The organism is Nocardiopsis endophytica, assembly GCF_027706725.1.
GTDB lineage: Bacteria > Actinomycetota > Actinomycetes > Streptosporangiales > Streptosporangiaceae > Nocardiopsis_A > Nocardiopsis_A endophytica.
Map to the genome: position 1 here is coordinate 15,516 of NZ_JAQFWQ010000002.1, position 19,921 is coordinate 35,436.

General features: G+C 73.2%; 20 protein-coding genes, 2 tRNA genes and 2 pseudogenes. 6 read left to right on the forward strand and 18 right to left on the reverse strand.

What is annotated here, in order from left to right; all coding sequences use genetic code 11:
- Positions 1-79: 79 nt before the first annotated feature.
- Complete coding sequence (locus tag O4J56_RS00835; protein WP_270683086.1) at positions 80-397, forward strand: sec-independent translocase; 318 nt, start codon at positions 80-82, stop codon at positions 395-397.
- Between the two features lie 40 nt (positions 398-437).
- Here O4J56_RS00835 and O4J56_RS00840 read toward each other — a convergent pair whose 3' ends face one another.
- From O4J56_RS00840 to galU, 9 genes are all read right to left on the reverse strand, one after another.
- A complete protein-coding gene (locus O4J56_RS00840; protein ID WP_270683087.1) occupies positions 438-1,004 on the reverse strand; it encodes a hypothetical protein in 567 nt (188 codons plus the stop codon).
- A 205-nt stretch (positions 1,005-1,209) separates the two neighbouring features.
- The gene (locus O4J56_RS00845) at positions 1,210-1,428 is read right to left on the reverse strand and encodes a hypothetical protein (RefSeq protein WP_270683088.1); all 219 of its coding nucleotides are present in this window, start codon (positions 1,426-1,428) and stop codon (positions 1,210-1,212) included.
- 595 nt (positions 1,429-2,023) lie between these two features.
- Positions 2,024-2,097, reverse strand: a tRNA-Ala gene (locus tag O4J56_RS00850).
- Between the two features lie 95 nt (positions 2,098-2,192).
- Positions 2,193-2,981, reverse strand: a complete 789-nt coding sequence (gene sepX, locus O4J56_RS00855; protein WP_270683089.1) for a divisome protein SepX/GlpR — start codon at positions 2,979-2,981, stop codon at positions 2,193-2,195.
- Between the two features lie 532 nt (positions 2,982-3,513).
- Positions 3,514-4,146, reverse strand: coding sequence for a GNAT family N-acetyltransferase (locus O4J56_RS00860; RefSeq protein WP_270683090.1), 633 nt, complete (start codon positions 4,144-4,146; stop codon positions 3,514-3,516).
- A gap of 143 nt (positions 4,147-4,289) precedes the next feature.
- On the reverse strand, positions 4,290-4,814 hold the full coding sequence (locus O4J56_RS00865; protein WP_270683091.1) for a MogA/MoaB family molybdenum cofactor biosynthesis protein: 525 nt from the start codon (positions 4,812-4,814) through the stop codon (positions 4,290-4,292).
- Positions 4,811-5,389 (reverse strand): cyclic pyranopterin monophosphate synthase MoaC, encoded by a 579-nt coding sequence (gene moaC / locus O4J56_RS00870; protein ID WP_270683092.1) that lies wholly within the window; start codon positions 5,387-5,389, stop codon positions 4,811-4,813. The genes O4J56_RS00865 and moaC overlap by 4 nt, the downstream gene beginning before the upstream one ends.
- A gap of 1,493 nt (positions 5,390-6,882) precedes the next feature.
- Positions 6,883-8,106, reverse strand: a complete 1,224-nt coding sequence (glp, locus tag O4J56_RS00875; RefSeq protein ID WP_270683093.1) for a molybdotransferase-like divisome protein Glp — start codon at positions 8,104-8,106, stop codon at positions 6,883-6,885.
- 22 nt (positions 8,107-8,128) lie between these two features.
- Entirely contained in the window at positions 8,129-9,061 is a 933-nt protein-coding gene (gene galU / locus O4J56_RS00880) for a UTP--glucose-1-phosphate uridylyltransferase GalU (RefSeq protein ID WP_270683094.1), read from the reverse strand.
- Positions 9,062-9,221: 160 nt separating this feature from the next.
- On the opposite strand from galU, the gene O4J56_RS00885 reads away from it, so the two are divergent.
- The 4 genes from O4J56_RS00885 to O4J56_RS00900 all read left to right on the forward strand — a co-directional run bounded on the left by O4J56_RS00885 (position 9,222) and on the right by O4J56_RS00900 (position 11,695).
- Positions 9,222-9,806, forward strand: a complete 585-nt coding sequence (locus O4J56_RS00885; RefSeq protein ID WP_270683095.1) for a 5-formyltetrahydrofolate cyclo-ligase — start codon at positions 9,222-9,224, stop codon at positions 9,804-9,806.
- A gap of 163 nt (positions 9,807-9,969) precedes the next feature.
- Positions 9,970-10,365 carry an FmdB family zinc ribbon protein gene (locus O4J56_RS32070; RefSeq protein WP_270683096.1) on the forward strand — a complete coding sequence of 132 codons (396 nt, stop codon included), beginning with the start codon at positions 9,970-9,972 and terminating at the stop codon, positions 10,363-10,365.
- Between the two features lie 146 nt (positions 10,366-10,511).
- Positions 10,512-11,162, forward strand: a complete 651-nt coding sequence (locus tag O4J56_RS00895) for an SAF domain-containing protein (RefSeq protein ID WP_270683097.1) — start codon at positions 10,512-10,514, stop codon at positions 11,160-11,162.
- A gap of 107 nt (positions 11,163-11,269) precedes the next feature.
- The gene (locus tag O4J56_RS00900) at positions 11,270-11,695 is read left to right on the forward strand and encodes an MscL family protein (RefSeq protein WP_270683098.1); all 426 of its coding nucleotides are present in this window, start codon (positions 11,270-11,272) and stop codon (positions 11,693-11,695) included.
- A 43-nt stretch (positions 11,696-11,738) separates the two neighbouring features.
- On the opposite strand, the gene O4J56_RS00905 is transcribed toward O4J56_RS00900, so the two are convergent.
- On the reverse strand, positions 11,739-12,950 hold the full coding sequence (locus tag O4J56_RS00905; protein WP_408639069.1) for a D-alanyl-D-alanine carboxypeptidase family protein: 1,212 nt from the start codon (positions 12,948-12,950) through the stop codon (positions 11,739-11,741).
- 326 nt (positions 12,951-13,276) lie between these two features.
- Between O4J56_RS00905 and O4J56_RS00910 the strand changes: the two genes are divergently transcribed.
- A tRNA-Arg gene (locus O4J56_RS00910) sits at positions 13,277-13,352 on the forward strand.
- A 206-nt stretch (positions 13,353-13,558) separates the two neighbouring features.
- Here O4J56_RS00910 and O4J56_RS00915 read toward each other — a convergent pair.
- The 8 genes and pseudogenes from O4J56_RS00915 to casB all read right to left on the reverse strand — a co-directional run bounded on the left by O4J56_RS00915 (position 13,559) and on the right by casB (position 19,833).
- Positions 13,559-14,209 (reverse strand): hypothetical protein, encoded by a 651-nt coding sequence (locus O4J56_RS00915; protein WP_270683100.1) that lies wholly within the window; start codon positions 14,207-14,209, stop codon positions 13,559-13,561.
- A 796-nt stretch (positions 14,210-15,005) separates the two neighbouring features.
- Positions 15,006-15,263: pseudogene (locus O4J56_RS00920) on the reverse strand (NUDIX hydrolase); the annotation flags it as partial.
- Between the two features lie 200 nt (positions 15,264-15,463).
- On the reverse strand, positions 15,464-15,826 hold the full coding sequence (cas2e, locus tag O4J56_RS00925) for a type I-E CRISPR-associated endoribonuclease Cas2e (RefSeq protein ID WP_270683101.1): 363 nt from the start codon (positions 15,824-15,826) through the stop codon (positions 15,464-15,466).
- Positions 15,823-16,640: pseudogene (gene cas1e, locus O4J56_RS00930) on the reverse strand (type I-E CRISPR-associated endonuclease Cas1e). Before cas1e ends, cas2e begins: the two are co-directional and overlap by 4 nt.
- A gap of 1 nt (position 16,641) precedes the next feature.
- Positions 16,642-17,343: a type I-E CRISPR-associated protein Cas6/Cse3/CasE gene (gene cas6e, locus O4J56_RS00935; protein WP_270683102.1), complete on the reverse strand. Its 702-nt coding sequence runs from the start codon at positions 17,341-17,343 to the stop codon at positions 16,642-16,644.
- Positions 17,343-18,056 carry a type I-E CRISPR-associated protein Cas5/CasD gene (cas5e, locus tag O4J56_RS00940; protein WP_270683103.1) on the reverse strand — a complete coding sequence of 238 codons (714 nt, stop codon included), beginning with the start codon at positions 18,054-18,056 and terminating at the stop codon, positions 17,343-17,345. Before cas5e ends, cas6e begins: the two co-directional genes overlap by 1 nt.
- Complete coding sequence (gene cas7e / locus O4J56_RS00945; RefSeq protein WP_270683104.1) at positions 18,053-19,228, reverse strand: type I-E CRISPR-associated protein Cas7/Cse4/CasC; 1,176 nt, start codon at positions 19,226-19,228, stop codon at positions 18,053-18,055. Before cas7e ends, cas5e begins: the two co-directional genes overlap by 4 nt.
- Positions 19,225-19,833: a type I-E CRISPR-associated protein Cse2/CasB gene (gene casB, locus O4J56_RS00950; RefSeq protein ID WP_270683105.1), complete on the reverse strand. Its 609-nt coding sequence runs from the start codon at positions 19,831-19,833 to the stop codon at positions 19,225-19,227. Before casB ends, cas7e begins: the two co-directional genes overlap by 4 nt.
- Positions 19,834-19,921: the final 88 nt, after the last annotated feature.

Here is a 19,921-nt window from a genome sequence, read left to right on the forward strand (position 1 = left end):
GCTGTGCCGGTCCGGCCCGGAAGCGGCTAACCTGCATGGGGTACCGGCAGGTGGGCCGGGGGCCGACGGAAGGATGGGCATGTTCAACATCGGGATGGGGGAGTTCCTCGTTCTCGGCCTGCTCGCGGTCCTGGTCTTCGGTCCCGACCAGCTCCCCAAGGCCGCCAAGCAGGTCGGATCGGTGCTCAGGCAGCTGCGCCGGATGGCCGACAGCGCCAAGAGCGACATCCGGGACGGGCTCGGACCGGAGTTCAAGGACTTCGATGTGGAGGACCTCAACCCCAAGCGCTTCGTGCAGAAGCACTTCTGGGAGGCCGAGGACGAGGACGACGCGCCGCGCCGCCCGGCCTCGCAGCTGAACGGACGGCGCCCGCCGTTCGACGACGAGGCGACCTGACGGCGAAACCTCCGCGCCGCCTCCGGCGCGCCCCGGCCCCTCAGCCGAACAGCATCACGATGAACAGGAACAGGGCGCCGACCACCACCGAGGCGACCAGGATCACCGGGGAGCCCAGGAGCGCGATCAGCAGCTCGGCCAGCAGCGTCCCGCCGAGCGCGGCCGCGGGCCACACCCACCGCGGCCCCGGCTCCCAGCCGTTGCGCCGCTCCCGGGCCAGGGTGACCGCCGCCGCCGTCCCGACGCCCGCCCAGAACAGCAGGTGCCAGAAGGCGCGGGTGGCGGGGTCGATGTAGTCGGCCGCGCTCCCGGTGGCCATCACGAAGAACACCGTCACCGCGATGAGCCGCAGATGGCCGCCGCCGCGGAGCTCGGGGATGCGCTTGCGGCGCGCGGGGGTGCTGCGGCGGAACGGCGTCCCGGCCACGGCCTCCTCGTCGGCCCCCGCGTCCGCCGGCTCGGGCGCCGGCCGCCACCGGGGCGCCTCCCGCTCGGGAAGGTGGTAGCCGCCCGGCAGGGCCTCGGCCTCGGGGTACTCGGTCCCGCCCGGGTACTGGGGGCGGTCGGGGCGGTCCGCACCGCCCGCGGGATGGGGGCGATCGGTCACTGCTGCCTTCCTCGCTCACGCGGGGCGCGGGGGTCCTCGCCTGCTCCCTACCCCCCGCGGGCGCGGGGCAATCGGCCCCCGGACACGGCCGAGCCCGGCCCGCAGGTTCCGGGCCGGGCTCTCAGCGCGGGGGGCGTGGCGCCTGTCACGGCCTCCGCCGGTCGGTCGTGCGCGCGCGCCGCCGCCTACCCCGCCGCCGTCCGGGTCACTCCCCGTCCGAGAGGAGCCTCTCGACGAAGTCGACGGACGCCTCACCGATGGTGTCGGTGGTCCACCAGCTCCACCCGCTCCACCAGCTCCACCCGGCTGCGTGCCGGGCGGTGGCGGCCTCCGGGGAGGCGGCCTCCTCCGCGGACGCGGGTAGCGAGGCGCCCGTGACGGCGGCTCCGGCTATGGCCGCGATCACGCAGATCTTCTTGAGCACAACGCACCTTTCACTAGTATCGTCGTCCATCCCCGTGAATAAGATGACCTATCGGTCACAGTGCGCACAAGGCCCAGATGCACATATTAATGTCGATCTAAGCCCTATTTCTGACCATGTGGCGAATAGTCCGCACCGAGATTGGCGCCGGTCGGACCGGGGCGCGGACCCGCCCCCTCGATCACGCCTGTGACCGGTATGAACAGTGCTTCGCGCGGGCGCGGCCCCGCCGGATACGGAAGAATCCCTCCCCGCCCCGCGACCGCGCGCGAACCGCCGGCCCCTACGGCTCCGGGACTTTCGTCGACCGGGGACGCGGACCTGCGGACGGTGAATTCCCCCGCTTCCCGGGGTAAATTCAGCGCATGGCCCGAACTTATCGCATCGGGCGCGTTAAGGAGGGGTGGTCCCCGGGAAAGATCCCTCTTCTGGGCCCCCCGGGGCCGCCGCGGAGGGGCGCGCCGGACCCGCCGTCCGGCAGCCGGGGCGACGCGCGCCGGGGGTCGGCGGGAGCCGACGGGCGCCGACGCGGACCGGCCCCGGAATCGGCGAAAGCCTGGCCCCCGGGGTTCGGGAACCAGGCTTTCACCTGCTGTGGAGCTGAGGGGATTTGAACCCCTGACCCCCTCGATGCGAACGAGGTGCGCTACCGGACTGCGCTACAGCCCCTCAAGACGTTCCCAAGCCTAGCAGCTCCCCACGGGTGCTCCGAACGCCTTTCCCTGGGGCGCGGCGGCCCCTGCGGCCCGGGGCCGCAGGGGGTCTCAGTCGCCGACGGCGCGCTGGTGGGCGTCGGCGTACTGGTCGTACACCTCCTGATCCCGAGGCGCGGGCATGTCGATGACCTCGGCCGTGCGGGCGGCGCGGGCGGCCTCGGCGCGGCGGCGGGCGGCGGCCCGGCGGCGCCGGAGGTCCTCGGCGGCGGCGCGGCGCTCGGCGTCGGCCTTGGCGGCCTCGCGCAGCAGCACCAGGTGCCCGGTGAGCAGCAGCACCGGCGGGACCAGCACCCACCAGGGGCCCAGCCCCATGCCGACGGCGGCCCCGGTCGCGGCCGTCAGGGTGCACAGCGCGAGCGTGCGGCGGCGGCGACGGGCGATCACCCGCGCGCGGGTCCGGCGGGCCCGGTGGGCCGCGCCGCGGCGGGCCGGGCCCAGGCGGCGCTCCTCCACCGGAGCGGGTCCGTACCGCTCTTCACCGGGTTCCCCGGGCTCGTCCCGGTCGGCGTGCGCACCGTGGGCGGAGTGCACCGCGTCGGCGCGCTCACCGCCTCCGGCGCGTGGGCCCGGCAGGTACTCGTCGTAGGAGAGGACCCGGGTGCGGTCGGGGTCGTCGTCGGCCGCGCCGTCGGCGTCCTCATCACCGTCCTCGGCGTCGCGGTCGATGTCGTGGTCGGCGTCGCGGTCGGCGTCATGCTCGGTGTCGCGGTCGGCCCCGCGGTCCGCGTCGGGCTCGGCGCCCGGTTCGGGGTCGGCGCCGTCGCGCCGCATCAGCATGGGGACCAGGACGATCAGCCAGACGACGACAATGGCAAGGTACAGGGCAGAGCTGTTCATCGCCCCTCCTCGCACCGCCGGCCACCGGACACTCCCAGACGCCCCGGCGACACCGGTCCCCGCCTACGGCCGGGATCCGGAACCACGGCCCGTCCGCAGCCGGCTGCGCGGCTCAGCGTTCCATGCGCCGTCCCCCATGCGCCGTATGTACGTGTTACCGACATCGTTGATGCGTCTACGTTCCGCACGGTACGACCGAGTGTCCGTAAATGCGCAATATTCGGACCGGAGTGTCGTGAGATTGCAGTCTTCCTCTTCCTCGGCCACCTCCTCCGCGAGGAGAAACGAAAGCGGGCGCGGCGGGCGCCGCGCCACCGGCGCCCCGCGCCGGTTCCGGTGATTATCCCGCGCCGGGCCCGCCGCCGACAGGGCTTCGGCGAGGCGGCCGGGAGCGGCCTCCGGAGCCCCCGCTACGCGGGGCGTCGCCATGGTCGCACAGCGCGGGCACATTCGGCTTCCCGCGGAGGGGCGTACGGTTCGTCCGGTCCGTCCCGGTACCGGCGCGCCGGCGCGCCCCGCAGGGCGTGGCGGCCTAGGACAGCCCTTCGGCGGTCCGGCCGCTCTGGCGGCTGCGCCAGCGCGCGAGCAGCCCGCCCGGCACGTCCTCCACGGTCAGCGCGTAGCAGATGTGGTCGCGCCAGGCACCGTCGATGTGCAGCTGCCGCTGCCGCACGCCCTCCTCGCGGAAGCCGAGCTTCTCGGCGACCCTGCGGCTGGCCTTGTTCTCCGGGCGGATGTTGGCCTCGATGCGGTGCAGGCCGACGGTGAAGAAGGAGTGGTCGACGGCCAGGGCGACCGCCGTGGGGGTGACCCCGCGTCCGGCGACCTCCCGGTCGATCCAGTAGCCCACCTGCGCCGACCGTGCCGAACCCCACACGATGGCGCTGACCGTCAGCTGCCCGGCGAAGCGCCCCTCGTAGGTGACGGCCCAGGGCATGGACAGGCCGTGGCGCGCCTCCCGGCGGATCGCCTGGAGCATGGCCACGTAGGGGGTCAGGGACGAGGTCTGCAGCGGCATCTCCGGGTGGGTGGGCTCCCACGGGCGCAGCCACTCGGCGTTGCGCACCCGCGTCTCCCGGAGGGCTCGGGCGTCCCGCACGCGAAGCGGCCGAAGGCCGACGGGGCCTTCGGTGAGCGTGACGGGCCAGCCGCGTATCCGACTCAACGTCGCTCGTCCTCCCCGGCGCCTCGCGGGTCGCTGCCGTCCCGGGTGCCGCGCCGGCCGCGCCCGGGCCCGGTGTCCCCCGGGCCGTCCCGGGCGACACGTCCAGTATTCCACTCCGGCCGAACGGCGGGTCGGTCCGGCCGTCACGCGCCGCCCGCGGGCCGGGGGTGGTCGCCGCCGCGCATCTGGTCGACGGCGTGGGCCAGCACCGGGGACAGCACCTCCATGCCGTCGCGGACGCCGCCGCTGGACCCCGGCAGGTTCACCACGAGCATCCGGTGGCCGTCGCCCTCGCGCTCGGCGACCCCGGCCACTCCCCGGGAGAGGATCGCCGACGGCACGCCCTTCTCCCGCCCGGCGGCGCGCATCGCTTCCGGGATGCCGGGGATCTCGTAGACCAGCAGCGCGCGGGTGGCCTCGGGGGTCGCGTCCCCGGGGGTCAGGCCGGTCCCGCCGGTGGTGAGGGCGGCGTCGTACCCGGCGTCCAGCGCGCGCTTCAGGGCCTCGGTGACGGGTGGGCCGTCGGGGACCACCCACGGGCCGTCGGCCTCCAGCCCGGCGGCGCGCAGCGCCTCGACGAGCACCGGGCCGGACCGGTCCGGGTAGACCCCGGCGGCGGCGCGGTTGGAGGCGGTGACCACCACCGCGCGGTAGGGGCCGCCGCTCACCGGGGGTCCCCGCCCTCGGCGGCGTCGGCGTCGGCGCCATCGGCAGCGTCGGTGGTGTCGGCACCGTCGGCGGCGCCATTGGCGTCGGGGCGGGTCCAGTGGCCGGTCTTGCCTCCGGTCTTCTCCTCCACCCGCACGTCGGTGACCACGGCCGCCGGGTCGATCGCCTTGACCATGTCGACCAGCCCGAGGGCGGCGGCCATCACGCAGGTGAGGGCCTCCATCTCCACACCGGTGCGGTCGGCGGTGCGGACGGTGGCGGTGATGAGCACGTCCTCGTCGCGCACCCGCAGGCCGACGTCGGCGCCGTGGATCGCGATGGGGTGGCACAGCGGCACCAGGTCGGGGGTGCGCTTGGCGGCCTGGATCCCGGCGATGCGGGCCACCGCGAGCGCGTCGCCCTTGGGCACGGTGCCGCCGCGCAGGGCCTCGACGACCTCGGCCGAGACGAGGACCCGGCCGGAGGCGGTGGCGGAGCGGGCGGAGACGTCCTTGCCGGTGACGTCCACCATGCGGGCCGCGCCCGCCGAGTCGAGGTGCGTGAACCCGGAGGGATGGGGAGATGGTGCGGACATGGCACCGAAGGTATCCCACCCGCCCACGGGCGCGCGGACGGACCGCGTCGTCGATCGCGGAAGAGCGCCCCTGAAGGCCCGCGCGGATGGTCGGGTGGGCGGGTGTCCCGCGCTGATCTCAGGAGATGCAGGAGGAGCGGCGCTACGGCCCCACTCTCGGTGTCAGGTGGCCGCGGTGCGGGTGGGCGGACGGGTGGGAGGCTCGGCAGGTACCCCGCTCACGGCCCCACCCGAGCGGAAGGCCAGCGCGGTGCGGCGTGGAGGGCGGCGACGGCGGGAGATCGGCGGTTCCCCGGCCCCGCCTGCCGTCCAGCGGGCCGCTCGCGGTCCGGGAGGGCGAGGCGGCTGGGCAGGTACCCCGCTCAAGGACCCCAGCCGAGCGGAAGGCCGCCGGAGTGTGGGGTCGAGGGCAGCGACGACGAAGGCCAGCGGTTCCCCGATCCTGCCTGCCGTCCGTCCGGCCGCTCGCGGTCCGGGAGGGCGAGACGGCTGGGCAGGTACCCCGCTCAAGGACCCCAGCCGAGCGGAAGGCCGCCGGAGTGTGGGGTCGAGGGCAGCGACGACGAAGGCCAGCGGTTCCCCGGCCCTGCCTGCCGTCCGTCCGGCGTGTGCGTGGCCACCGGGTTCGGCGGCGACGGTCAGAGCCGGGCGGTTCCCCGGCCCCACCTGCCGTCCGTCCGGCCGCGCGCGGTCCGGGAGCGCGGCGGGCAGCGTGCGCGGTCGCCCGCGTTCGTGGCGGCCGCCGCCTCGGCGCGCCCCCGCCCGGCGATGATCTCGACAGGAGTGCTGTCATTCCGGCAGTTTTGACAGCACCTTCGTCGAGATCATCACCGAGGGGGTGGGCGAGGGGGGCGGGGGCGACTTGAGTGGTGAAACCGACACCTGATCTGCCTAAAAGCGTCGATTTCACGACGCAGGATGCCCGACCCCCTCACCTGCTGTCCGCTATGTCCGCTATGCGCCACCCGGACAGCCCTCCCCGCGATGATCTCGGGGAACTCGGGGTTAAACCGGACACGATAAGCCCGACTTCCCCGAGATCAACACCAGTGCGCCCCGCGCCGCTGCTCCCTCGTTGATCTCGGGAGAATGGACGCTAAAACCGGCCCGGTAGGGGCGTTTTCCCCGAGATCAACGAGGAGGGGCACCGGGGGTGCGGGCGCCACGAGCGCGGGCGGGCACGCACCTCCAGTACCGCGCTGCCGCCCGGACCGAGAGCGGCCGGCCGGACGCAGTTGGGGCCCGGGAACCGCCCCGCTCACTCCGTCGCCGCCAACCACGGCGACCACCCGCACGCCTGGCAGCCGACGACGCTGCACCGCGGGCCGCCGACATCTCTTCGTCGCCGCCCTCCACCCCACGCCCCGGCGGCCTTCCGCCCGGCTGGGGCCAGTGAGCGGGGGACCTGCCCACCCGCCCGGATCGCAAGGAGCCGAAACTCGACGCCCGCTTTCAGGGGCGCATTTCCCGGGATGCGGGATCGGCGCGGCCCTTCAGGGGCGGGGCAGCCGCAGGACGGCGACCTCGGTGCCCTCGGGCAGTGTCTCGGCGTCCTCGGGGACCATGGCCAGCCCGTCGGCGTCGGCCAGGGCGGAGAGCTGGTGGGAGGCCTGCCGGGACGCGGGGACCGCCGTCGGGCCGTCGGCTCCGGGGGCCTCCTCCAGGCGCACGCGCAGGTAGGAGCGGCGGCCGGGCGGCGAGGACACCGGCGCGGACAGGCGCGCCGAGACGGTGGGCAGCGGGTCGGGCGCCACCCCCTGCATGCGGCGCAGCGCCGGGAGCAGCAGCACGTAGAAGGAGACGAAGGCGCTCACCGGGTTGCCCGGCAGGGTGATGATCGGCGTGGCGTCCTCCCCCACCGTGCCGAACCCCTGCGGCTTGCCGGGCTGCATGGCGACCTGCTCGAAGCGCACCGTCCCCAGGCCGGCCAGTGCCTCCTTGACGGGGTCGTAGGCGCCCATGCTCACCCCGCCGGTGGTGACCACGATGTCGGCCTGCATGAGCACGTCGTCGATGGCGTCCAGCACGGCGGAGGGCTCGTCGCCGACGAAGGAGTGCCGGTGGCCGTCGCAGCCGGCGGTGATCGCCGCGGCGGTGAGCATGTAGCCGTTGGACTCCCAGATCTGGCCGGGCGCCAGCGGCTTGCCGGGCTCGACCAGCTCCTCGCCGGTGGACAGCACCGCGACCCGCGGCCGCGGGTGCACCGGGGCGGTGCGCCGCCCCACCGAGGCGAGCACGCCCAGCTCGGCGGCGCCCAGGCGGGCGCCGGCCCGCAGCACCGTGTCGCCCGCGCCCACGTCGCCCCCGGCGCGGCGGACCGCGTTCCCGGCCGCGGCGGGGCGGTGCACGGCCACCTCGGCGCGGCCGCCGTCGGTCCACTCCACCGGCACCACGGCGTCGGCGCCGGCGGGCATCGGGGCGCCGGTCATGATGCGGGCGCAGTAGCCGCTGCGCACGGCGTGGGCACCGGTGTCCCCGGCGGCGATGTCGCCGGCCACGGGCAGGCGCACCGGGGCCGCCCCGCTCGCGCCGGCCACGTCGGCGGCGACCACGGCGTAGCCGTCCATGCCGGAGTTGTCGAAGGGCGGCAGCGCCACGGGGGCGGCCACGTCCTCGGCGAGCACGGCCCCCTGGGCGCGCAGCAGGTCCAGCTCGATCGGGGGGAGCGGGCGCACCAGCCCGAGGATGTCGGAGATGTGCCTTTCGACGCTCTTCATCGGTCCCCTCTCACCGCCGGTGTCACCCCGGAAGAGCGCCGGGGTCCTGCGCCGCCACGAACTCGCGGAGCCACGGGACGAACTCCGCGGCGAGGTCGGGCCGCGCACACGCGAATTCCACCACAGTGCGAAGGTAGTCGACCTTGTTTCCGGTGTCGTAGCGCTGCCCCCGGAACAGCACGCCGTGCACCGGGCCGCCCTCGTCGGGCTTGCGCCGGGCCAGCTCCCGCAGGGCGTCGGTGAGCTGGATCTCACCGCCGCGCCCGGGCGGGGTGTCGCGCAGCACCCCGAAGACCTCGGGGGCGCACACGTACCGGCCGATGATGGCCCAGCGGCTGGGGGCCGACTCCTGCGGCGGCTTCTCCACCAGGTCGGTCACGTGCACCACGTCGGGGTCGTCGGTGGGCTCGATGGCGGCACAGCCGTACAGGGAGACCTGCTCGGGCTCGACCTCCATGAGCGCGACGACGCTGCCGCCGCGCTCGGCCTGCACGTCGATCATCCGCTTGAGCAGGCCCTCGCTGGCGCCGATGAGGTCGTCGCCGAGGAGGACGGCGAAGGGCTCACCGGCCACGTGCGCGTCGGCGCACAGCACGGCGTGGCCCAGGCCGCGCGGCTCCCCCTGGCGCACGTAGTGCACCTGCGCCAGCTCGCTGGACTCGCGCACCGACCGCAGCCGCTCGGTGTCGTCCTTGGCGCGCAGCGCCTCCTCCAGCTCGTAGGCCCGGTCGAAGTGGTCCTCGATGGAGCGCTTGCTGCGGCCGGTGACCATGAGGACGTCGTTCAGCCCGGCGTCCACGGCCTCCTCGACGACGTACTGGATGGCCGGCTTGTCGACGATCGGGAGCATTTCCTTCGGGGTGGCCTTGGTCGCCGGAAGGAACCTCGTGCCGAGGCCCGCGGCCGGGACCACGGCCTTGGTCACCCGGGGCAGGGAGTGTCGCGTATCCGTCATGAGCGCACTCTAGGACACGGTCGGGGCGGGATCGGGCCGCCGCGCGCGGGCTGACCTGGGGATCCGGGAGAAACGCCCGGTCGCGCAGGGGGTGGGCGGGCGGTGTTCACCGCGCCTTCTCCCCCTTCTCACGCCGCCGCTTCCTGCCAGACTCGCACCCATGGACGCTGATGCGAGGTCGGAGAAGGAGCGGCTGCGGGCGCGGCTGCTCGACGCGCGCGCGGCCCTGCCCGAGGAGCGGCGGGACCGTGCGGGGTCGGCGCTGCGGGACGCGGCGGCCGATGTGCCCGAACTGGCCACCGCCGGGACGGTGGCCGTCTACTACTCGGTGGACGCCGAGCCGGACACGCGCAAGCTGGTGACGATGCTGTGGAAGCGGGGCGCGTACGTCCTGCTGCCGGTCTTCCTGCCGGACCGGTCGCTGGACTGGGCGGCCTATGAGGGGCCGGACAGCGTGGCCCCCGCGCGCTTCGGGCTGCTGGAGCCGATGGGCCCCCGGTACGGGAGGGAGGCGGTCGCACGGGCGTCGGTGGTGCTGGCGCCGGCGCTGGCGGTCGACCGCGCGGGGTACCGGCTGGGGCGCGGGGCGGGATGCTACGACCGCGCGCTCTCCCTGGTCGGGCCGAACACCCTGAAACTCGGGGTGATTTACGACACAGAGTTCCTGGAGTCGGTGCCGGCCGAGTCGCACGACCGGCCCGTGGACGGGGTTCTCACCCCCGAAGGCGGCCTGCGGCGGCTGTGACCTGGCGGTGCGGGGGCGGGGCGCGGAACAGCGGGGGGCGGGGCGGCGTTGCATCCACCGGCGGCGCGGAGCCCGGCGCGTCGGCCCCCGAGGTCGCGGCACCGCTGTTCAACCGCGTACTATCTAGCAGTCGACGGGCGAGAGTGCCAGCAAGGAGGAACACGTGCCTACATACCAGTACGTCTGCACCGAGTGCGGCGATCCGCTGGAGGTCGTGCAGAAGTTCAGCGACGACGCGCTGACCACCTGCCCTTCGTGCGAGGGGCGCCTCCGCAAGGTGTACTCGGCGGTGGGCATCGTCTTCAAGGGCTCGGGCTTCTACCGCACCGACAGCGCCAAGACCTCCGACAGCTCGGCGATCACGAGCTCCTCCGGGGCGTCCGGCTCGTCGAACGGCTCCTCGTCCGAGAGCGCGTCGTCCTCGTCGGGCTCCTCCAGCGAGACCGCGTCGAGCGGCTCCTCCTCCAGCGGCTCCGGCTCGTCGGGCACGCCGGCCTCCTCCGGCTCCTCCTCGTCGGGCTCGTCGAGCGGCTCGCCCGCGAAGGCCGCCTCGGCCTGAACCTTCCGCGCCGCCCACGGCTCTCCGAAGGCCGGGACCCCGCCACAGGGGTCCCGGCCTTCGCCGTTTCGCCGCCCCTCCCCGCCCCCGTCCACAGCCCCGCGATCGGCGCCCGCTCGCGCCGCCCGGCCGCCTAGCCTCGCCGCATGACGCTTCGGCGACGGACCGCCCTCGCCCTGGCCCGCCACCGCGGCGCCGTCGGGACGCTGTGCGCCGCGATCGCGCTCGCCGGGGCGGTCCTGCTGCTGCGCCCGGTGCCCGAGGGAGGGACGGAGGTGGTGGCCGCCGCACGGGACCTGTCCCCGCTCGACCCCGTCGCCGCCGCCGACCTGGAGGTGCGCACCCTGCCCGCCGACGCGGTGCCCGAGGGGGCGCTGCGGCCCGGGGAGGAGCCCGTGGGCGGGTCGCTGACGGGGCCGGTCCGGCGCGGGGAGGTGCTCACCGACGCGCGGCTGGCCGACTCCCCCGCCGCCGGGTACGGGCCGGGCGCGGCGGCGGTGCCGGTGCGGGTCGCCGACGCGGAGGCGGCCGCGCTGGTCGCGCCCGGCGACCGGGTGGACCTGGTGGCGGCGCCGCCCGGCCCCTCGGAGGCGCCTCCCGGATTCGCCCCGGACACCGGTCGGCCGCCCGCCGTGCTGGCGGAGGACCGGCCGGTCGTGGCCGTCCCGGACCCGCAGGACGGCGGCGCGGGCGGGACGGGCGGGGCGGTCATCGTGGTGGCCGCCGAGGGGGACGAGGCGGCGGCGCTGGCGGCGGCGTCCGTCCGCGGCGGGATTGCACTGACGATCCGCGGTTGACCGATGACCAGGTGTAGTGAATCCTGTTCGGCGCGGTTCCGGCGCCCCCCGCCCCCGGGCGCCGGAGGACAGGACCGCCGGTGAGAACGGGATGGGACGACCGACCGATGGATGGATTCAAGAGGTTCCTGCTCCAGGGCAACCTGGTGCAGTTGGCGGTGGCCGTGGTGATCGGCGCCGTCTTCTCCGAGCTGATCACGGCCTTCACCGAAGGCTTCATCACCCCGCTGCTGGGGATCTTCGGAGGGGTGCCGCACTTCGGCGACCTCTACTTCGAGGTGAACGGCAGCCGCTTCTTGTACGGGGCCTTCGTGGACGCGCTGATCGGCTTCCTGCTGACGGCGGCGGTGCTCTACTTCTTCGTGGTGCTTCCGGTGTCCAAGCTGATGGACCGCCTCATGAAGGCCGAGGAGGCGACGACGCGGGAGTGCCCGCACTGCCGCAGCGAGATCAGCCGCATGGCCGACCGGTGCCCGCAGTGCACCTCGGAGGTCACCCCGGAGGCCTCCGAGGACGAGCCCGCCTCGACCTGACGGGCCGGGCGGGGCCGGTGGGCCCCGCCCCGGCACTCCGTCGTCACTCCCCCTTGGCGGCCTTGTACTCCCAGTGCCAGGGCTCGAAGGGGTTGGAGTAGGCCCACTGCGGGTGGAACCAGCCCCACTTCTGGGAGTTGGCCTCCAGCCAGTTGAACTGGGCCGATCCCTGGTTCTGGACCCCGCCGCAGATGTCGACGGCCAGGCCCCAGCCGTGGTTGGAGGTGCCGGGGACCGCGGCGTTGCCCGGGGGCTGCTCGGCGTAGACGCGCTGCTGGTTCGGCAGGTCGCGGTAGGAGCTGGTCAGGCACATCTGGCTGCCGAACTCGTCGGCGTAGGCCTGGTTCATCTCCATGAAGTCCACGGCCGCGTCGGCGCGCAGGAACTCGCCGCCCTGCGGGAGCTCGCACAGCGCGCCCTGCGGGAGCAGGCCGTTGGGGTAGCTGGAGGCCTGCTCGCCCTTGCTGGGATCGCACTCCACGCCGGCCATGTAGGCGTCGACGTCGAGGCCGCGGTCCTCCAGCTCCTGGGTGAGCTTCTTGGTGCTCTCTTCGGACTGCTCCTTGAGGTCCTTCAGGTCGGACTTGAGCTCGACCCGGGCGAGCTGCGTCTCGGCCTGGAGGTTCTGGGCCTCGTTGGTCAGCTCGACCTGCCGGTCGCGCAGCTTGTTGGCCTCCTCGATGAGGGCGTCCTTGTCCTCGGAGAGCTTGCTGACGTAGGAGTCGACGCGCAGGTCCTGCTGGATGGTGCCGGAGGTCATCAGGCCCAGCGCCCCGGCGTCGGGCTGCTGGTAGAGGGTGCTGGCCATCTGGGAGAGCGGCTCGCGCATGTCGCCCAGCTTCAGCTCGGTCTGCTGCAGCTCGTGCAGCGTGGAGACGAGCTCCTCCTGGGCGGCGTCGAGGTCCTTCTCCCGTTCGGTGTAGTCCTCGGTGGCCTTCTCCAGGTCGTCCTTGGCCTGCTCGGCCTGCTCGGCGAGGGCGTCGAGGTCCTCGTCGGCGTGGGCGGGGGCGGTGATCGGAGCGACGGCGGCCTCCCCCGCGGGCAGCAGCACGCCGCTGAGCACCAGTACGGTGGCGATGCCCTGGGCCAGCCGCACCCGCAGGGGGCGCGGAAGCGAGACCGGCGACACCGAGGACCCCGAAGCGGCGCCGGGCCGCGGACTCCCGGAGACCCGCGAGGACCTCGAAGACCGACGCACCGATCCGCTTCTCCGGGCGCGGGACGTCCGCCGCGTCGATGCGAGAGAGAACGGCACGTGAGTCCTCCGGCTACCTGTATCGGTCACGGTCGTGCACGGGCCGTAGGGCGGCCGCATGGCAGGGTACTGCAAAGTCCACATCCGGCCACCAGGCCGCGGCTCCACCCCCGGAGCCGACCGGGCCGTCCCCCCTGGCCGCCGCCACACCGGTGGATCCGGCCCCGGGCCGACGGCGCACACGATGTGATGCATGTCACGCGGGTGGAGTGACAACCCTATAGAGAGAAGAGTACTCAACCCAAAGCCCGGGATCCCCGGCCCGCCCGCCCCCACCGCCACGGGACACGAACGCCCCTCGTCCTCCGCTACGCTGGGGCCTGCAAGGCCTCATAGCTCAGGGGACAGAGCACGGCTCTCCTAAAGCCGGTGTCGCAGGTTCGAATCCTGCTGGGGCCGCCACGCGAACGGGCGAAATCCCCGCCGACGGAGGTCCTCGCCCACATCGTCGGCACATCCCCGGGGCTCGGGGAGAACCGGTTCGGCGCCGGCTCCCGCCGGGTGCCCCTGCCGCCGCCCTTGAGGATTAGCCTCCAGCGCTTCACGCTCCCCGGTGCACTGCCCGTCGAGGCAGTGCACCGGAACGGTCCCCCTGCTCCCCGCCGGGGCTACTCCTTCTTGTCCGGAGGCAGCAGAACCATCGGCGGCCGGGTAGGGGCCTCCTCGCCCTTCTCCTGGCCGTCCAGGACCCGCCAGGCGGTGAGCCAGCGCTGGAACTCCTTCTCGTCACCGCCACAGCCCAGGATCAGCGCGTTGAGCATCGTGTACTTGGGGAGCTCGGAGGCGCCCAGGGCCGCACACATCGCCGAAGCCGAGTACACGTTGCCGCAGCGGTCGGCCATCTCCCGGTACGGCGGGCTCCCCGCCCACCGGCGGTACTGGCGCAGCGCCACCATGAACGCGGCCGGGGTCTCCATCTGCATCGGATCGGGGCGCAGATCGAACCCGTCGATGTCGGGCACGGCCTGACCGCCGGAGGGCCCCTCGTCGGTGTGGTGCGAAGGGACGGCGGAGACCGCCGGCCCCTGCGGGTGGGGGACGCTCACCGTGATCCGCCCGTCGGCACCTGGGCCCGCGGGAGACGGGGGTGCCGCGCGGCCCTGGACCGGAACGACCGGCACCTCGCCCCAGAGCATCCCGTCGGACCCGACACGGACGCGGCGCGGAGGAACACCGGACACGACCACGTAATCGGGATCGCCCCGGTAGGTGCGCATGGACTCCTGCGGTCCGCTCTCGAAGCGCTCGGTCGCGGTCACCGCGCCTCCCCGACCGCCCGCCGACCGCCTCCGACGACAAGGACGGAGGCGGCGAAGGCGGTGACCAGGGCCGTGGGGAGGTCCTGCCCCGCGATGACCAGACCACAGGTCACAGCACCCCCCAGGAGGAGCGCGAGGACCCGGATGAATGCCGGACTCGCATAGATGGCAAAGTGCATTAGGAGGACTCCGTTCGACAGGAACATTCGGATCGACCTGGACGGATCCGCCGAGCCGTGTCGAAGTCGGGAACGCCTGAAGCATTGGAGACGGCGCGCCTACACGGGCTCACGGTGGGCCGATGGGGTGAAAGTACCCCAGACAGCAACTCCGCCGCCACAGCGTGTCGCCTTTATGCAACGTTTCCCCGCCTTTCCGCCTCCCCGCCCTACCTGCGAATCCTGGGAGCCCGGAGCCCGTCCGATGCGATCGCGGGCATTCCTGTGCAGTCCTGTGCAGAGTCGTTTATGATCATTCAGCGAATTTTGAGCGCGTTCCTGGAGGGCACTAGTGTCCCCAGGGCGGGAACTCTGAGGTTGCGGAGTTCCGGACGCCCCAAAATTCAGTTGCGGCGGCAGCCGCAACCGGCGGGGCCGGATCGACCTGGACAAGGAGCGCCTCCGGTAGGGACTGGAGACCCCTACCGGGCGCGGAAGGGCCCGCCGACCGGCCCCCGGCGTCCCTGGCGCCGGGGGCGCGTCAGCTTCGGGCCTTCAGTCCGCTCCGTTCAGCCCCCACCCCGCGCACGATCACTCCGGCTTCCGACAGCCCTTCGTCTCCAGCCTGTGACCTGCGTTCAAGGGCGCCCGGCCGCCATGAGGGACAGCAAGGCGCCCATGGACGTACCGGAGACGATCTCGCGCTTGCGAACGAGCTCCGGCACCGAAGCCAACGGCACCCACTCGATCCGCTCGGCCTCCCAGTCCTCGACAGGGGCGCCGACGTGCTCCGCCGAGTCGGCGAAGAAGATGCGGTGCTCGCTGTCGCTGATCCCCGGTGTCGGCTGCGTGTACAGCAAGGGCCGCAGCGGGCCGGGCCGCCACCCGGTCTCTTGCCGCCCCGCCGGGCCGGAGCCAGCGGCCGCGGCAGCACCCCGCGGACCGATCCCCGCGACCACGGCCGTCGAGCTGTCCGGGCAGCGGCCGCACGGTTCGTCCGCCCAAGCCGAGGCGGGAACAGCCCCGCGTGTGCGGGGAGCAGGCTCGGTGACCTGCGGTTTCACAAGCGCACACCGGCGTGTCGTGCCACTTCGAATCACCGGCCTCCGAACCGGCGGCGCTTGGAGGCCTTGCTCCAGCCCTTCGACCGGGGCTGGGGCTGCCCCTCCCCCTCGTTCCGGTCCTGCTTGTGGGGGCGCATGAGCAGGGTCAGCCCTTCATGATCCACCGGCCGCCACTTGTGGTCGAAGGTCTCGAAGGTGAACCCCTGCTCGTTGTCGGTGCTGTAGGCCAGCAGTGCCCGCCCGGCCTCCGCGTACGCGCGCACCTCGTCCCACAGGACCTCGCGGACCCGCGCCGAGGGGTTGCCGATGAAAACCCCGGCCGAGATCTCCATCAGCCACCGCGTCAAGAACCCCCGCAGCCCCGCCGGGCAGGTGGTCAGCACGATCACCGTCACCAGATCACCCCGTGGTGGATCCCCGACTCGAACTCCGCGCCGCCGTCGCCCTGCAGGTTGACCTGGTCCGCGGCATCCTCGACCTCGGCGTCCACTCCGCCGGGCAGCAGCAGGGTCTTGATGTCCTTGACGCACCGGTCCAGCAGGCCGGTGTCGTTGATCCGCTCACGCAACAGGCGACGGGTGCGTCCGCCCACATCGATGGGCCCCTCAGCCGCCGCGTCGAAGGCCGCCGGGATGCCCACCTCGGTCTTGTACAGGTCGGCGATGTCCAGCACGAACGACAGTTCGTGTCCGGAGTGGACGAAGCCCAGCGCGGGCGAGCACCCGAGCGCGGCCACCACCGCGTGGGCCACCCCGTACATGCACTGGGCGGCCGAGGTGATCCCCTGGTTCGGTGGGTCCCCAGAGTCGAAGTCGCCCGGTGTGTACTTGCGGCCGTGCCAGGGCACCCCCGTGCGGGCCGACTCCTCCCGATAGAAGATCTTGAGGCGGTCGCCCTCCATGCCCAGCAGTTGGCGGCGAGTGGCCTTGGAAGGGTCTTCATCCGGGAAGCGCATGCGGTACATGGCCCGGGCCACCTCCAGGCGGGTGCGCCGGTTCGCCCACGCCCTGGCCTGGGACTCGGCCAGTGCGGCCGAGCGCGACAGGGCCCGGCCGCCGGGATGAAGCGGGTGCCTTCGGCGTCCTCGGCGGTGATGGCGTTGTCCTCCCGGTGGACGGTGCACCGCTCCAGGTAGACGAAGGACAGGCGCTCCCCAACTCGGGTCAGCTCCCTCGGGGTCAGAGCCTTTCGCGCTCCGATTCCGCTCACGTCAGTCCGCCGGGGCCAGCGTCATCAGCCCGCACCCGTAGGCCTTGGCCCGCCCCAGGCCCGTGGTGAGCATCCGGCGCAGCGCCTCGGGGTCGGTGACCTTCAGCCGCCCGTCGAAGGTCGCGGTGACCAGCGGGACCCGGTTCTGCTTCCCAGTGGGTTCGACCTTGCCGAACCGGCGGGCGCGCCGGTCGTGCACGATCACCTCGTACTCGTCGTCTGGGCCCCTCTGCCGGTCCTGGGGTTTGGCGACGATCTCGAAACCGTTGGCCTCCTGGCGCTGTAACAGCCAGGAGAGCTGGTGCTTGGGCGTGCGGTGCGCGGTGACCTTGGTCGGCTCGCCGTCCTTGCGGCGGATGCTGTGCACCGGGTTGGCCGTGAGGCGGAACGCCCACGTCTGCCCGGCCTCCAGCCGGGAGAGCAGGGGTGTGTAGTCGCGGGTCTCCCAGGTCTGTGTGGTGGGCCATCCGGCCTGCTCCACCACGTGGGTCAGGTCGGGCCGGTCCGGGCTGACGATGTAGCAGTAGACCTCGTTGCGGGAGTTGTGGTCGAGCCTCCACAGCACCCGCGGCCCTCCCCCACCGGGCTCGGGCACTCCGTCGACGAAGGCCGCCGTGACCGCCCCGTGCATGGCCCGGGGCGAGAGCAGGAACTTGCGCGCACCGGCGCGGGCGGGGTTCAGTCGGACCCTGGACAGGAACATCACACGTCTCCCAACGCGTCCATGGGGTTGTGGACGAAGCCGGAGGGCCGGGATACGGCTCGGGGGTTGGGCACGGTCACCGTCGTGTACTCCACGCCGCGCATCGCGTAGCGGCGGTGGGCCTGGTCGAAACTGAGGGGCACGTCGCGCTGTTCGTGGTCGGCGGTGCGCCCCTTGCCCGCGTCCAGCCACACGCCCAGCTCCACCTCGGGCTCACTGCGCCGCTTGCGCTTGAACCACTCGCCCGCCAGCCACTCGTGCCCGGACAGGGCCGATTCCAGGCCCTGCTCCGCCGTGCCCAGAGGGATGGGGCGTGCCGGGGGGCACGACCGGCGCCCCAGATAGGGCAGGTAGACGGGAGCGAGAAGGGCCCGGTGCAGCTCCTCCAGAAGCGCGCCGTCGCCCTCGAATGCGGCGAGGAAGACCGCGTCGGCCAGGTAGAACCGTTCGGACACCGGCATGGCCTCGCCGGTGTCGCCGTGGTGGGCGGTCTGGAAGTCGCGCAGCCGCACGCCCGGCTGGTCGACCCGCACCCCGAACCGCAGGGCCGCCAGGTCGCTGACGTCGTCGCTGCGCGCACGGCCCTGGGCTGCGGCGAGCAGGCCGACGAGCCCGCTCTTGGTGGGGGCGTTCTCGGTCGAGCGGCGGGCGAAGCGGGAGGCGGCGCCCCATGACTGCAGTGGTCCGGCGAGCTGCAGCAGGAGCACGCTCATGCCGGGTTCTCCATGCGGGCGGCCACCGCCTGTCCGACCTCGCCCACCATCTGGTCCAGCGGGAGCGCGGCGCCCAGTGCCTCAAGGGGCTTGGTGGCCTCTCCGACACGAAGGAGCCAGGTCTTGGCGCCGGCCGCCCCGTAGACGTGCTCGATCTCGGCGATGTGCTCGGCGAGCTTGGCGCAGGCGTGCCCGACCTGCCCGTCGGGGGTGTCCTGGGGCACGGGGGCCTCGAAGGCGCCGGCGAAGCTGATCGGGCGCGCGTCGCGCAGTTTGACGATGACCGCGGACGGCAGGCTGTGGTTGGCGAAAGTGTTGGACTTGCCGGTGGGCATGGACTCCACGAAGCAGCGGATGAACGCCTCGACCGAGCGGCGCACCGGTTCGGCTGCGGGCCGCCCCTCCTGGATCCCGGCCCCCAGGTTGGAGGCGAGCCGGTCGACGTCGACCGCGGCGTAGCGGTACAGGGTGGCGGAGTTGAACTCGACGGTGCCGATCATCCCCGCGCCGGGCTCGTCGTCCTTGCGGCGGTCGTCGACGGCGGTGTAGTAGTCGGCCTCGATCTCGGCGGCGTGCACGCTGATGGCGTGGGCGACCTGGGCCGAGGCGTCGACGTTGATGTCGGAGGAGTCGGCGACCATGCGGCCGAACAGGGCGATGTCGACCGAGTGGCCGGTGTTGGCGATCTGCTTGGCGCGCTTCTTGGTCTCCGCGTCCTTCAGGAAGGCCTTGATGTCGGAGCGCCCCTGCACGGCCAGCTCGGCCAGGCCGTCGCGCTGGCGCGCGCTGAGGAACATCAGGTAGGAGGACTCGGGAGCCCGGTCCTCCTCCTCGCCCTTGCGGCGCTTGGGCTTCTCGACCTTGGAGCCGGTGGCCGCGGTCACGGTCGCGGCGGCCAGCTCCAGCGCCTCCTCCTGGGCGATGCTGTCATCGAGTTCCACGATGCGCTCGGCGACCAGTTCGGCGACGCGCTTGGTGCGCGTGCCCAGCTCCTCAGGGGGCAGGACGCGGTTGAACGCCTCCCGTGTGGCGCGCTTCCATGCCTGGCTGGAGACCCTGGCGCGGCGCACACCGCCGTAGACCGCCCCCTTGGGCGATCCGGTGTCGTCGCGGTTGATGTTGCTCGGCGGGACGGTCTGCAGGACGTGCACGTCCAGGATGGTTCGGCTCACGAGGCGTCCTTGTCGGTGTCGTCGGTGGTACGGGGTGCCCGGTAGGAGTTGAACCCGAAGTTCCACGCGCGGCGGACCTCGGCGATGCCGCCGGGCTGCTGGGCCCTGTGGATGTGCTCGGCCAGGAGCGCGTAGTCAAGGGGGACCCGGTGGCGGTGGAGCAGGTCCACCAGGCCGCGAAGGCGGTCGGCCATGGTCCTGACGCTGGTGGCCTTGCCCGCCTGGACGAAGCGCTGCTGCACCGTGGTCTGGACCGAGGCCTGGCTAGCCCTCCGCTCGCCTTCGGCATCGGGTTCCTGGACCGCGCTGACCATGAGCGCGCGCACTGCCCAACCGAGGTTGTGCCGGACCGAGGGGTGCCTGTCCGACTTGGAGGTGCCCCACCGGTACATCCGGAGGTCCGGGCTGCGCAGGGACTGCTGGTGAACTGCGTACAGGCTCAGCGCGATGTGGGCGGCGCGAACGGGGACGTCGTCGTCCAGCCACACTTCGTCCAGGCCGTAGTCGTACCCCAACAGCTGGGGAAGGTCCTCGGGGAGGCGGCCCGCACCGGGGCGAAGCCCGGCGAGCACCTGCACGGCCATCGGGTCGTCGGGGTCGCTCACATACCCTCGCTGCAACCACAACAGCCGGCCATGGACGGCTCGACCGAACGTGCCCAGTTCTTCCCGTTTCGTGGCGCCCGCCGCGCCT